The organism is Thermotoga sp., from assembly GCF_021162145.1.
GTDB lineage: Bacteria > Thermotogota > Thermotogae > Thermotogales > Thermotogaceae > Thermotoga.
The window spans coordinates 1-11,998 of sequence record NZ_JAGGZH010000073.1 but is presented as its reverse complement, the minus strand read 5'-3'; the positions used below and the strand labels follow the sequence as shown (position 1 = coordinate 11,998).

Sequence of the window (11,998 nt, the reverse complement as noted above, 5' to 3'; positions counted from 1 at the left end):
CGTTGGTACCGCTGCCACGTTCTGGAAATTCCTGTTGAAGCCGTTCACACTTTCGGGTCAAAGGAAGATGGAACCCTACAGTCTTGTGCTATCCATCGCATCCGTTGTGATTGGATTCTTCTTCGCGAATTGGGAATCATCGCTCGAGAGCTTCCTTTTGATAGGAGCTGGCCTTCTGGTTCACCTTCTCTTTAGAAAATACAGAATCAAGAAATATCCGCTGGAGGATTTCGATTCTATGTTAGGAGTGTACCTCCTTGGGACGGTGATAGTGTGTCTGTTTTCACTGCAGTGGTGACGGGCACTGTTTTTTTCGTGGTTCTTTCTCAAAAGGTTACTCTCCTGACCACTGTTTCAGGAATTCTTATGAGTTTTGCCGCTTACGTGTTCACAAGACCGTCGCACTTCGAGAAGTTTCCGATTCTCGTGTTCAAGCTTGCCTACTACACACCGAAGGCGATCTTCGAGTCGTTGATGGTGATGCTATCGTCCAGAGAGAGGAAGGTCTACGAGATCCCGGTGAAAGATGAATGGGAAGAACTCGAAAAGACGCTCACGATCACGCTCACACCCAGGACTCTGGTCGTCGTTTCCGATGAAGGATACATAGTAGTTCATCGGGTGGGAAGAGAATGAACTGGATACTCGCGGTTCCCCTTGTTTTGAGTGTCATTCTTGTTGTACTGGGTAAGAACCGTTGGGAAAAGCTCCTTGGGATTTCTTCGCTCTCCACCAAGACAGGCGTTCTGATATATGCATTATCGTATCTTGTTCCGGGGCTCTCTCAGGTGCGAGATGTTGCCATCTTCTACCTGCTTGCCGGTGGAAGTGGCGTGATTCTCTTCTCTTACTTTTTGAGGGGGAGAAAGGAATGATCTACGTCGGTGTGGTGCTGATGTGTCTCGGCACTTTCCTCACCCTCATCAAGAAAGATTTTTACCTGAAGATGCACTTCATAGGAATTTCCGACACAGTGGGATCTATCTTTGTGGTACTCAACTTCTGGGAAGATGCCTCAAGAACCGTTCTCATGATAGTGATTCTACTTGTGTGGGGACCGTTCATCTCTCACGTGATAGCACGTATGTATACGGAGGGATCCTCTTGATAGAGCACATCGTTCTTTTCTCGATGATAGCTATCTCTTTCTACACGATTTTCACACCAGCGAGGATGTTCTCGGTCATTGGAAGAACCGCTATCAGCATCCTGGCGACGCTTCTTTACACCATTCTTGCCGCCCCAGATGTTGCAATAGCCGAGGCACTTTTGGGAGCTCTCCTCACAACCCTTGTTTACCTGATAGCTCTCAAATCCAGGGACAGAATAAAGATCGGCTTCACTCCGGTGAGGCTACTCTTCGAAAAGATCGGAGAAGCCTTCACGGGTTTTGAATACGAACTCATGAAGAACTTCTGTGAAAAATACGACTACGGAGTGGAATTCGTGGAATACAGTTCTCTGGAAGAGCTGATCGAAGCACTGAACGAGGGAAAGATAGATATTGGGTGTGGTGGTATCTTCAGGGAAGACAAAAGGGGATACCTGGAAACGAAGATCTTCTACCTCGAGGACGAAAAGCTCGACCTTCTGAGATACATGGACAGAACCTATCGAGGGGAGGAGTTGAACCACGTCTTCCAGAAAGAAGGAAGCTATCATATCCTCTTTGCCGACGAGGAATTGAAGAGCCGGTTCAAACGGTTCCTGAAGGCGGAGAAGGACCTCGTGGAAAGGCTCAAAAGAAAGTATCTGGGGGAGGAAGGTAAATGAGATGGGTTTGGACAACGGTGCTGATTGTTTTCGGAATTGTGTTGATCGCATACGGAAGCTTTGAAAAGGTCTCTGTAGATTTCAAAGACCTTGTGGTGGAAAATCCCATCACGCAGATATACCTTCTGAACAGGGTGTACGATACGGTATTCGAGGTGCTCATTTTCTCTCTGGCAGTTCTGGGAGTTTCTCTCCACATGGCGTATCTTCCTGCTCCTGGAGAAATAAAGAGTATATCGGACGTTTCCATCAGAATCTTCACGCGGTTCATCGCGTTCTTCCTTCTGGTGGGTTCTCTGTACCTTGCGATCGAGGGTCATGTGAGCCCCGGTGGGGGATTCTCGGCTGGTGTAGCAGGAGGAACGGCTCTTGCATTGATAGCCATGGTCGAGGAGTTCGAAAGCTTTGAAAGGAAATTCGAGAAAGCACATGTGCATTCACTGGAAAAGATGATCATGGTTGTCTTTCTTTTCTTCGTTCTTTTGATCTTCCCTGGAAGGAACCTCATTGTTCCCGCCAACGTGATCGTGTACTTGAAGGTGATGCTGGGAAGCTGGATAGTAGTGTACTACTTCATAAAGCACAGAGGACTACTCTGAAACCCCAAGATCGTATCTTGTCTCTCCTATCGTTATGGAAAACACCTTTCCATCCTGTAAGAAACGCGTCTTCTTCTTAGTCTCGAGCAGATAGTTGTTCCCCTCTCCACTCAATCCCAGTCGAATGAGCTTGTACGATCCTTCATCGAAGATCACAAGATAAGAAATCCACCCATTCTTTCCCTTGTACTCCGCCTTGAAACTCAGGCGGGATGGAGAGACGTAAAGAGAAGGTAAAGCCGCCCCTTTCACTTCATATTCATGCTTCATGAAATCCACAGCGTAGAACTCATCGAGCATTTCGTCCACATTGTTCACGAGGCGAACCTTCGTTTCCAAGGCAAGAGAAAGGGCAAGAAATCCGATCATCACGATTGTACAGAAACAAAAGAGTAGTCCGAGGATCTCAACGATGGTGTAGCCAAACAAAAAATGCACCACGCACCCACCGTCGACATCCTCGGACCGAGGCGTGCGTGGTCGGAAAGCTCCAGCCGAGCACCCCCACGGCACACGGAGACACCTGCTTATGGCTGCTCCCTCCCGGGCCTGACCAGGTTCACAGGGCTCCGTTGCGTGGGACCCGGCCTTCATCGCTTCCGAACCACGCCGTTTCCCGACCCGAAGAGCCTCGGGTGGGAATTCGGCCCCGCGTATGGCGGATTTCGGGTACAGGGGACCGCCAACCCCCCGCCTAGCGTGGTGCACCATTATTCTACGACACTTTTTGGGGTATTTCAAGTTCAAAACAGGTTGTAGTGTTTCCTCACAGGCTCTATTACTTTCCATCGGCACCTCAAGCCCTTGGGAAAGGTAACAAGGTCGCCTTTTTCAATCACGTATCTCTTCCCATCCTCCGTTGTTACCTCCACCTTTCCTTCCAAGATGTAGCAGATCTCGTTGGTGTCGTAGTACCAGTCAAACTCGCTGACTTCCTTTTCCCAGATGGGCCATCTTTCTACACCGAGCTCTTTGAGCTTTTCCGGTGTGGGTTTTTCTATTTGCACTTCCACGTTCATCACCCCCCGAATAGAGTGTACCAATCCTTTATTGTTTTTTTATTAAAGACTCATTGAAGTTTTTCCTATCTTTCTCCACAATTTGACACCGGTGAGTAGAGTTTGAATCGTAGGGGGCGAAATCTGTGAGGAAATGGGGATTGGGGATTTTTATCGTTATTCTTTTCAGCTTGTCTTTCTCCATTACAACATACAGGTACGACAAAGCAACTGGGAGGTGGGAAAAAGAGGTTCGCGAGGACATCCTCATGTTTCCGACCACCCCAAAACAGACCGGAAGCGTCGTAACGGCCGAGCCTTTTCGGGGAAGGAAGCAATGGTATTACTACATGGAGTACACGCTAGGAGATGGAGAACAACTTTTCAGTTTCTGGATGGGACAGAACACGGATGTGGGAACGGTCACCATTTGGAACGATTCCGATTTCCTCTACGTTAAAGTCGAACTGGACGAGGGATGGTTCTTGAAAGAAACGCACCTTAACGTTCTGACGGACGAACCCGAAGGAAACCAGCCTCCAGGTCAGTTTCCGTTCAAGGAGGAGTTCGATCCCCCGGTGAAAGTTTATACCCACAGAGTACCACTCTCTTTTCTCTTCCAGAGGAGTTTCAGCAAGTCGAAGAAAGTGAGCACTGAGTATTACGTACTCCTTCATGGTGTAGTGACGAGTGGCAGTGAAGAGGAAACTGCGTGGGGTGGGAGACAATCGAACTGCGTTGAGATCCATCTCAGTGGGACGAAAGTCAGTTGGTTCGTGAAGAAGCCTGGTGTGTACGTCTCAAAAGTGCTGGAAGTAGGTGCAAACAGGGATCTACATATTTACATTTCCCTGCCAGATCCTGTAGGCGAATCAAAAAGCTTGGAATTGAAACTGGGGACAGGAGATCAACTTCCTTTGGAATGGTTCGACGAGCTCGATTTTGTGGAAAACAGGTTCTCTTTGTGGCAGAAGATAACTGTTCCAGAGAACTCAACGGCAGATACCTACATCAGCAAGGGTGTAATAATCTTCACCATCAACAACTCAAGACTGTACGTCGATACCTCACCAAAGGGTGAGTAGAAGGAGGGGTTTGTATGAGAAAGTTACTCTGGTTAGTTCTGATGGGAGCGTTGTTCTCTTTTGCCTTGGCACAAGCACCACTTGAGGTCTGGAAATACGAGAATGGTCAGTACATCAGCCTTTCAGCGACAAACGACCTAGCAAGGGCATTCAGTGCGTTTCCGACTGATGGAGCCTGTAACAAACGTCAGTGGACGGTCGAATTCACAACAGAGGTACAGGTCGCCCAGTGGCTCGAATGGGAACTGAGCGCAACGAAGTGGACATGGTTCGTGAGAAAACCGGGAGATTACTACGCAAACTCAGTCACAGGAAGTGTGGCAAGCAACGGTGATGTCCTGGTGACTTTCAACGACTTCGATGATCCAACTTACACGGGAACCAGTAGCGTCAACCCGAAGATCGAGGCTTATTACACCGTTATGACTGAGGAGGGAATGCCAGAACAGGATGACTGGGTGAGAGCACCCGATGTGAACGGGCTTTCTTGCACGTTGGAGGACAGCCAGGAACTCCACGATGGAATGACCTTCTATCTGTGGAACAGAATCAGAGTGGTGGAGTGTAATAGTGCATCCACCTACAGAGACACTGGATACATCTTCCTCACACTTCAGAATCAGAAACCGTGGATCGATGAAGAAGGAAACTACGTGGAAGGTCTGGAAAACTATGTGACCAACGAAAGATGAAACGGTAAGTAGTGTATTACGAATAGTTGAGGAGGGGATTGGTATGAGAAAGCTTTTGTTGATTATGTTGGCTTTGATAGTGAGTTCTCTGTTCTTCGCTGATTTTGTAACAGTTTACGCCTACGAAGGTGATCCAGATAACGCGAAGGCATTCGTGAGCATGCCGGATAGTGGTAGTTGCAACAGACATCAGTGGAGAATCCCGATGACCCTGGAAGTTCAGGTGGCCCAGTGGGTGAAATGGAGCCTGACAGGAACGAAGTGGACCTGGTTTGTGAGAAAACCTGGAACGTACGTTGCCAACTGCATAACGGCAACTCTTCAGAGCAACAGCAATCTTGAGATCACCTTCAGTGGATTCGACCATCTGAAGTATGCAACGGGAACGAGTGTTAACGACACGATCGAGGTAGAGTATGCATTCGGTCCCCAGCTTCCCATATCAGAAAATATATGGACACCTGCTCCTGATCTTAACAACGTATCCTTGCTGGTACCCGACAGTAAGATCCTCCACAACGGTGCAACCTACAAACTCTGGAACAGAATACATGTTGTGAGATGCAACAGTGCGTCCACCTATAGAGACACCGGCACGATCACACTCACGCTCAAGAATCAAAAACCGTGGATTGACGAGGAAGGAAAATACGTGGAAGGTCTGGAAGAATACGTGAACAACGAAAGATGAGTCTTTTCAGAAAGAGAAGGCGAGGGTCCTCCCCTCGCCTTTTACTTTGTTTGGGAGAGTGATGGGGATGAGAAGAATAAGTTTGATGGTCTTAATTTTGATGAGTGCAGTTTTCTTTGCCCAGGGACTGTCCATCAGGATGGATCCCATCGTAGTCAGCAAGACGGTAAGTCCAGGAACCAGTTTCAGTTACGAGATCTTTCTGGAAAACAATGGTGATTTTGAACCGGTTACTTTGAAGGCGATGGTTATGGATGTTGTCGAAACTGTCGAGGGTGCGTACGACATAAGAAAACCTGGCAGCACAAAATACTCGATCGCTCGGTGGGTGAAAGTAGAACCCGATACCATCACAGTCCCACCGAAGGAGACCAAGACGGTCGCCGTTACCGTGAACGTTCCAAGGGGTGTTTCAGGAGGACTCTACGGTGCTGTCACATTCGAGATACAGGGACCTCAAACACCGGAAACCCAGAGACCTGTCGAGAAAGGTGCTTATGGCGAAGTTGAGTTCAAGTATAGGATGGCAAGTTTTCTTGAAGTTGTGTTGACTGGTACCCGACAGAGAGTAGAGGCGTTTCCATCGTACTTCAAAGTTGAAAAATCAGACGATATTCCTTCTATAAGAATGCAGATCGGAAATGGTGCTCTCGTTTTCACGCTCGGCGTGTTGAACAAGAGCAACGTTCACATTGTCACGAAGGGAACTCTCACGATAAAGACCAAGGATGGACGAACAATAGCAAAAATGCCTCTCGGTGGTGGAAGGGGAGTGATTCTCCCCGAGGGCACCGTCAACATGAGAACGATCACGCGAAGGTTCTTTCCGCCGGGAGAGTACGTCGCAAGGGCCGTCGTCGATTACGGTGGAAGAAGACCCATCGTAGCGGAGACTCCGTTTACAATCACGACTGAAAAGGTGGAAACGGGAAAGGAAGAAAAGGAAACAAGCCCTGTGATGATCACAGTAGATCCCGCAGACATTGAGATAAAAGCGATACCAGGATCCTACAGGTCGAAGATAGTGAAAGTGTCGAATCTTGGAAAGGAGATCCTTCAAGTGAAAGGGAAAATCCTACCACTGGCCTACGACCTCTACGGTGATCTCCTTCCAGAGGAAGAAAGGGGTACACCACCTGACTGGATCAAACTCACTCCATCTTCTTTCACCTTGAGACCTGGACAATCAAGAAACGTGCGTATCGCAGTGAGAATTCCGAAGGATTTCACAGGCGGGTACTACGCGGACGTACTGTTCAGAACAAAGGGAGGCCTTCAGACGGAGACGGGAGCAAATCTCCTCGTGTTCTCAGGAAGAGAAGAAGATATCACCAGAAAGGCGAGTGCAGATATCGCATACGAGATAAAAGAAGATGGAATCTACGCGGATATCGTTTTTGAGAACACGGGAAATTATCACCTTGTACCCAAGGTGACGTTTGGTTTGAACAAGATCACACCTCAGCAGGTGACAGATGAAGGTCTCATAATACCGGAGAAGGTGGAAAGTCTCATCCATGAAGAAATCACCTCCACCAATCCCGTTCTGCCCGGAACGAAGAGAATTTTCAGTATCTTCATACCCACTACTTTAGAAGAAGGCGAATACGAGTTACTTGCAAGGTGTGACTACGGAAGCAGCCCAATTGTGCTGAAAAAGTCCTTTCACATAGAAGGGAGGAATGGGGAATGAGAAAACTGATCTTCGTTTTTTTCATCCTGGCAGCGGTACTGATGATCGCACAGGAAGAACCTCTTGTGAGCAACATCTTCCAGGATACTTATATCCTGGATGCCCTGGCAGACATTTCTGCACAGACCGGCGTTCCGATCATAGCTGACACCACCGTGACAGGCTTCATCACAATGGAACTGAACGAAGTTCCCTTGGAACAGGCACTGAAGATGATCCTCATGCCTGGAGGATACGTCTACAAGAAGATGGACGGATTTTACTTTGTGGGTTCACCCGATCCAACGAATCCGGCCTTCAGATACCTCGTAGACACAAAGACCTACAAGCTGAAATACATAACAACGGCTGACGCCCAGGAACTTTTGCCTTCCATGTACAAGAACTACGTCAAGTTCAACGAAAAAAACAACATGATAACCATCACCGCACCCGAGGAGATCATACAGGAATTCGAAAAGGATCTTAAAAAGATAGACATTCCAATACCCCAGGTGAAGATCAGTGTCATCGTCACGGAGATTTCAAAAGATTACTCGAACGAGTTGGGGCTGAACAGTTTGGATTACTCTTTCAGCTCTGGGCAAGAACTCAACGAGAACTGGTCAGCTACCCTTGGTCTGGTAACAGGAGTGTTGAACCTTCAAACAGACGTCTTCGGACAGATTCTGGCCCAGTTGAAGCTCCTCGAAGAAGAGCAGAAGGCGAAGATCACAGCCGATCCTTGGATCATCGTGAAAAGTGGGGAAAAAGCCTCTCTTTTTCTGGGGGAAAGGCAGGTAGTTCTCCTTCAGGCTGAAGGAGCGGTGAGCAGGATCGAATCCATAGATGTTGGAGTGAGCATTGATATTCAGCCTCGTGTGATGGATGAAGAGGAACTTGAGCTCACACTCTCCCCCAGAGTCAGTCACTTTGCGGGAGAAAAGCTTGGGACTTTCGCCGTGAAGCAGAACGAACTTTCCACAACCCTCTTTTTGAAAAACGGCCAAACCGTTGTGATCTCTGGGGCCACCGTGGAAGACAACTCACAGACCAGCTCCGGTATACCCATACTGAACAAGATACCACTCATAAGGTATCTCTTCGGCGGAACGACGAAAAAAGATTCCGAAAAGGAGCTCTATGTGTTCATCAAGGCGGAAATCCAAGGAAGTGAATGATTATGAAGTGGTTTCTGATCCTTTTGATACTCTCTATCACTACGCTGATCGCGGAGCCCATGGTCGTCTACCAGCTCATCGTTGCGGAGATGAAAGTGACAGAAAACCAGGATGTTCTTTTAAAAGAGCTCCGCGTCGCCACTGAAGATTCAGGTGAAAAGAAGGTTTCTTACTCCAGCAACACACTCGAGTTGAAACTCTTTCCCTCTTCCATAAAAGTGGAGCTCCCGGTGATACACGATTCTTACAGGATCCTCTCCAAACCGTGGATCATCACCGCTCTTGGAAAAAACGCAACGATAAAGATAGGAAGGGAAGAGATCCTTACAACCCAGGGTCTCACTACCACGCAGGAAGTCTCATTTTCGCTGACACCAAAACAAATAGACGAGAAGGGGAATGTTCTCTCGGACATAGGAGTGAGGTTGAACAACTCCCAGCTTCAAACCACGCTGTGGCTTTCTCAGGAAAAGTTCCAGCCGATCTTCTACTGTAATTTCAAGATCACCGGAAAAGAGCAGAAGATGATCGTTTTTTCCAAGGTTGCTGTTGTTGAGAAACCCCCAAAAGAGAAGGCGTTTGTGGCGGGAGATGTTTCTGGCCTGGAGGAATTCCTGCCAGAAAAAGAAGAGAAAGAGAAGAATTTTCTACTCCTCTCCTCATCTCCAAATATCGAAATCAGCTTCTGGATCAAAGACAATGTTCACATCGATGTGTCTTCTTCAGAGGGAGTCCTTCTGGAGACAAGAGTTTTTGGAGAGCAGTTGAGGCTTGGTACCATCTTCTGGCGTTACAGAAGGTGGGGTGTGGGTTTTTCCGATTACTCGAGAGTAGAGCCACTGGTTCTGTCAGCGGGTGTATATGCCCTCTTCGACCTTACAAAGTTCTCTGGAATTCTCTGGTGGGGTAGAGGAGATCTAACCCTTGGAAAGCTCTCCGCAACGGTTTCGTTCAAAAGCCACTGGACGTTCCAGGAATTATCACACGAAGTATCACTTAGCGCGGGGTACAGTCTCAGTGAAAACATAATGTTGCTGGTTGGGGTGGTGTACAATTTCTCCGATTACACACTGTTTTTTGGTGTAAAGTTTTCGTTCTAATGTATGAAAAATTGATCCTTCTCTATCCCCATTTCTCCCAATACATTCTTTACACGATTCTCTACTGTTGAGCGCCGCTGCTCCGAGCAGTGTACCAGTATACGGATCGAATTCTCCAGGGAGGTAATCACGTCTCCCCTTCGAAGCAGCGGCGCTATTTTTTGAGCAATTTTTCCTGTGCTCAGGTTTGTTCCCTTGAACTTTATCTCCAGAATCACAAAATTCTTCACCCTTCTCCTCGACTCCAGAAAGAGTATCTTCTCGAAGAAATCCGCGTCAACTATCACCGCTTTCTTCCCGTTCATCAATGGATGGGCCTCTTTGCCGGTCGCTATCTGATCAAAACTCAGGTGGGGTTTTATGCCTATCTCTCGAAGTCTTCTTGAGAGTTTGTCGTACAAGTGCTTTGCCTTGGTTAAATCTCCCTTCTTCATGAGAATTTCAATGGCTTTGTAATACATATCCTCATCGTAAGGTTCTCTCTGTATATAGGTCACGATCATGTCATATGCTGCATCGTGCCTGTCTCTGGAGATGTATATTTTGAACAACTCTTTCAGCACATCCGAGTACCATGACTCGTACATGTCCCTTGCCTCCTGGACCCACTCCGCCAGGGAATCTTCAACCAGAAAAGGTCCTTCGTAGATTTCGAACATCTCCCTCAAGATTTCTTCGCGTTCGCTTTCGGAAGTGACCTTCATCAACTTTTTGTGATTTTCCTCGAAGGTATCCGCGTCTATGGCAACGTCTTTTCCGGGCGTGAAATAACACATGTTTCCCTTGACAAAGAGCTGGTCGCTTGTGATACCAGTCGTTTTTCTTATAAGATAGAGCGTCGTGTTCAGATTGGTTTTCGCGAATCCTTCTTCCATCTCCTCCCAGAACATGTCATACAGTTCCTCAACGGGTACTCCCTCGTTTCTTCTGAAAACCAAATACCTGAACAAAGAGAAAGCCTTTTGAGATGGCCAGTTTCTGGCGTAGACGACATCGTTTTCCTTGATGACTCTCGTTCCTCCAAAAGTCTTTATAAGAATACTCACGATCCCCTCTCCTCCATTTTTGCTTGAAACGATTTTGAATCTTTCTAGTATTATATCACAACTTTTAATAAAAGGATGATAAAAATACGGTTAGTCGATCTTTCAGGAAAGAGGGGCCTTGTCCCCGTTGCAGCGCTTTATAAATCTACTTTGATAACATCTGTTACTCACTGAAGGCGTTTCAAAAACAATACAGGGAGGCATAGAAAATAAGACAAGCGAGAGTTCTTCAAAAATTCACATCAAACTCACTTGTTTTTACTGCTCCGAAATCATGCCTCAGCTTGTTGTCAATGAAGTCCTCTCTCAGAGAAACCATCCAGATCTCCAAAGACCATTTCATCTGTTCCTGTGTTCATAAAGTTCATTCACGATCACCTGCAGGGAAGATATGGCTGTGGTGTTTGCTCTTGTGAGGTCTCTTGTCTGTAACATGTAGGTGGCTCATTTTTATATCGTCTTATCTTGCTTCATCCTGAGATCTTTCCCCTTCACGAGAATTTTATAACACCGCCTTCGAAAACTTGATCCGAGTGAAATAGATGAGAAGCTGTTCAGACTGTATCTTGAGAAGACACGAGTCATTGGATATCTTGCCTCAGTGGCGAGTCAGATTATAGAAAAGCACGACCTCGAGAGACGTGTGGAGAGACTTGAAGAGTTATTTGAGCGATATGAAAGTGAGATGACCGCGTGAAGTCAAGGCTTCGAAAACTAGAAAGACGTTTACTAGGCAGAAAGAGAAGGATTGCATACATAATCTTGACGAACCGAAGGGATAAAAAGACAAAGAAAACGTATTGGGAAGTATCTCTAGGTAACGATGAAGAAAAAACCTCGATCGATTCCATTTTGAGAGAATTTTGGGAAGAGTCTAAAAAAGGCACGTCCATATCAGAAGAAGTCGTGTGGTTTAGGAAAAAACTGCAGAAGGAGATTCGTGTGTTTTTATTAAAAATGACCGAGCCGCAAGATCATACATCTTCATATATCTTCATGGATGAGCATTGGCTCTGAAAAAGAGATACAAAGAGTATGAAAGGGAAGAGATTGAAGAGATGTATCGGACGCTTAAAAGGCAGCAGGATTTATCAACCGATAAGTTTGAAAACTGACTTTTAAAACGGGGATCAATCAACTTGGAGGTATATTACTTTCTCT

General features: G+C 46.8%; 15 protein-coding genes, 1 other RNA gene and 1 pseudogene. 13 read left to right on the top strand and 4 right to left on the bottom strand.

What is annotated here, in order from left to right; all coding sequences use genetic code 11:
* From J7K79_RS04900 to J7K79_RS04875, 6 genes and pseudogenes are all read left to right on the top strand, one after another.
* A pseudogene (locus J7K79_RS04900) lies at positions 1-298 on the top strand (cation:proton antiporter); the annotation flags it as partial.
* Positions 274-636 (top strand): Na+/H+ antiporter subunit E, encoded by a 363-nt coding sequence (locus tag J7K79_RS04895; RefSeq protein ID WP_296905748.1) that lies wholly within the window; start codon positions 274-276, stop codon positions 634-636. The pseudogene J7K79_RS04900 and the gene J7K79_RS04895, both read left to right, overlap by 25 nt.
* The gene (locus J7K79_RS04890) at positions 633-875 is read left to right on the top strand and encodes a hypothetical protein (RefSeq protein ID WP_296905746.1); all 243 of its coding nucleotides are present in this window, start codon (positions 633-635) and stop codon (positions 873-875) included. The genes J7K79_RS04895 and J7K79_RS04890 overlap by 4 nt, the downstream gene beginning before the upstream one ends.
* Complete coding sequence (locus J7K79_RS04885; RefSeq protein ID WP_296905744.1) at positions 872-1,108, top strand: monovalent cation/H(+) antiporter subunit G; 237 nt, start codon at positions 872-874, stop codon at positions 1,106-1,108. Before J7K79_RS04890 ends, J7K79_RS04885 begins: the two co-directional genes overlap by 4 nt.
* On the top strand, positions 1,105-1,773 hold the full coding sequence (locus tag J7K79_RS04880; RefSeq protein ID WP_296905742.1) for a hydrogenase subunit MbhD domain-containing protein: 669 nt from the start codon (positions 1,105-1,107) through the stop codon (positions 1,771-1,773). The genes J7K79_RS04885 and J7K79_RS04880 overlap by 4 nt, the downstream gene beginning before the upstream one ends.
* Positions 1,770-2,372, top strand: coding sequence for a Na(+)/H(+) antiporter subunit B (locus J7K79_RS04875; RefSeq protein ID WP_296905740.1), 603 nt, complete (start codon positions 1,770-1,772; stop codon positions 2,370-2,372). Before J7K79_RS04880 ends, J7K79_RS04875 begins: the two co-directional genes overlap by 4 nt.
* Here J7K79_RS04875 and J7K79_RS04870 read toward each other — a convergent pair.
* The 3 genes from J7K79_RS04870 to J7K79_RS04860 all read right to left on the bottom strand — a co-directional run bounded on the left by J7K79_RS04870 (position 2,364) and on the right by J7K79_RS04860 (position 3,385).
* Positions 2,364-2,810, bottom strand: a complete 447-nt coding sequence (locus tag J7K79_RS04870; RefSeq protein ID WP_296905738.1) for a hypothetical protein — start codon at positions 2,808-2,810, stop codon at positions 2,364-2,366. The two genes, J7K79_RS04875 and J7K79_RS04870, sit on opposite strands and share 9 nt — an antisense overlap.
* An RNA gene (ffs, locus tag J7K79_RS04865) (signal recognition particle sRNA large type) lies at positions 2,810-3,075 on the bottom strand. Before ffs ends, J7K79_RS04870 begins: the two co-directional genes overlap by 1 nt.
* Before the next feature lie 40 nt (positions 3,076-3,115).
* On the bottom strand, positions 3,116-3,385 hold the full coding sequence (locus J7K79_RS04860) for a cupin domain-containing protein (protein WP_296905750.1): 270 nt from the start codon (positions 3,383-3,385) through the stop codon (positions 3,116-3,118).
* 131 nt (positions 3,386-3,516) lie between these two features.
* Here J7K79_RS04860 and J7K79_RS04855 point away from each other — a divergent pair, with 131 nt between their 5' ends.
* The 6 genes from J7K79_RS04855 (at position 3,517) to J7K79_RS04830 (ending at position 9,791) form a co-directional block, all read left to right on the top strand.
* Positions 3,517-4,455, top strand: coding sequence for a hypothetical protein (locus J7K79_RS04855; protein WP_296905736.1), 939 nt, complete (start codon positions 3,517-3,519; stop codon positions 4,453-4,455).
* 14 nt (positions 4,456-4,469) lie between these two features.
* Positions 4,470-5,147 (top strand): hypothetical protein, encoded by a 678-nt coding sequence (locus tag J7K79_RS04850; protein ID WP_296905734.1) that lies wholly within the window; start codon positions 4,470-4,472, stop codon positions 5,145-5,147.
* 43 nt (positions 5,148-5,190) lie between these two features.
* The gene (locus tag J7K79_RS04845) at positions 5,191-5,838 is read left to right on the top strand and encodes a hypothetical protein (RefSeq protein WP_296905732.1); all 648 of its coding nucleotides are present in this window, start codon (positions 5,191-5,193) and stop codon (positions 5,836-5,838) included.
* Between the two features lie 61 nt (positions 5,839-5,899).
* Positions 5,900-7,531: a DUF916 domain-containing protein gene (locus J7K79_RS04840; protein ID WP_366932589.1), complete on the top strand. Its 1,632-nt coding sequence runs from the start codon at positions 5,900-5,902 to the stop codon at positions 7,529-7,531.
* On the top strand, positions 7,528-8,691 hold the full coding sequence (locus J7K79_RS04835; RefSeq protein ID WP_296905728.1) for a type II secretion system protein GspD: 1,164 nt from the start codon (positions 7,528-7,530) through the stop codon (positions 8,689-8,691). Before J7K79_RS04840 ends, J7K79_RS04835 begins: the two co-directional genes overlap by 4 nt.
* A gap of 2 nt (positions 8,692-8,693) precedes the next feature.
* Positions 8,694-9,791 (top strand): hypothetical protein, encoded by a 1,098-nt coding sequence (locus J7K79_RS04830; protein ID WP_296905726.1) that lies wholly within the window; start codon positions 8,694-8,696, stop codon positions 9,789-9,791.
* Here J7K79_RS04830 and J7K79_RS04825 read toward each other — a convergent pair.
* Positions 9,788-10,837 (bottom strand): BTAD domain-containing putative transcriptional regulator, encoded by a 1,050-nt coding sequence (locus J7K79_RS04825; RefSeq protein WP_296905724.1) that lies wholly within the window; start codon positions 10,835-10,837, stop codon positions 9,788-9,790. The genes J7K79_RS04830 and J7K79_RS04825 overlap by 4 nt on opposite strands.
* A gap of 693 nt (positions 10,838-11,530) precedes the next feature.
* Here J7K79_RS04825 and J7K79_RS04820 point away from each other — a divergent pair.
* Positions 11,531-11,854, top strand: coding sequence for a hypothetical protein (locus J7K79_RS04820; RefSeq protein WP_296905722.1), 324 nt, complete (start codon positions 11,531-11,533; stop codon positions 11,852-11,854).
* Positions 11,855-11,998: the final 144 nt, after the last annotated feature.

What these genes read in the sequence shown, in the direction of transcription:
- J7K79_RS04830 (WP_296905726.1), top strand. Translation starts at nt 8,694, where the DNA reads ATGAAGTGGTTTCTGATCCTTTTGATACTCTCTATCACTACGCTGATC.
- J7K79_RS04875 (WP_296905740.1), top strand. Translation starts at nt 1,770, where the DNA reads ATGAGATGGGTTTGGACAACGGTGCTGATTGTTTTCGGAATTGTGTTG.
- J7K79_RS04885 (WP_296905744.1), top strand. Translation starts at nt 872, where the DNA reads ATGATCTACGTCGGTGTGGTGCTGATGTGTCTCGGCACTTTCCTCACC.
- J7K79_RS04890 (WP_296905746.1), top strand. Translation starts at nt 633, where the DNA reads ATGAACTGGATACTCGCGGTTCCCCTTGTTTTGAGTGTCATTCTTGTT.
- J7K79_RS04845 (WP_296905732.1), top strand. Translation starts at nt 5,191, where the DNA reads ATGAGAAAGCTTTTGTTGATTATGTTGGCTTTGATAGTGAGTTCTCTG.
- J7K79_RS04835 (WP_296905728.1), top strand. Translation starts at nt 7,528, where the DNA reads ATGAGAAAACTGATCTTCGTTTTTTTCATCCTGGCAGCGGTACTGATG.
- J7K79_RS04850 (WP_296905734.1), top strand. Translation starts at nt 4,470, where the DNA reads ATGAGAAAGTTACTCTGGTTAGTTCTGATGGGAGCGTTGTTCTCTTTT.
- J7K79_RS04840 (WP_366932589.1), top strand. Translation starts at nt 5,900, where the DNA reads ATGGGGATGAGAAGAATAAGTTTGATGGTCTTAATTTTGATGAGTGCA.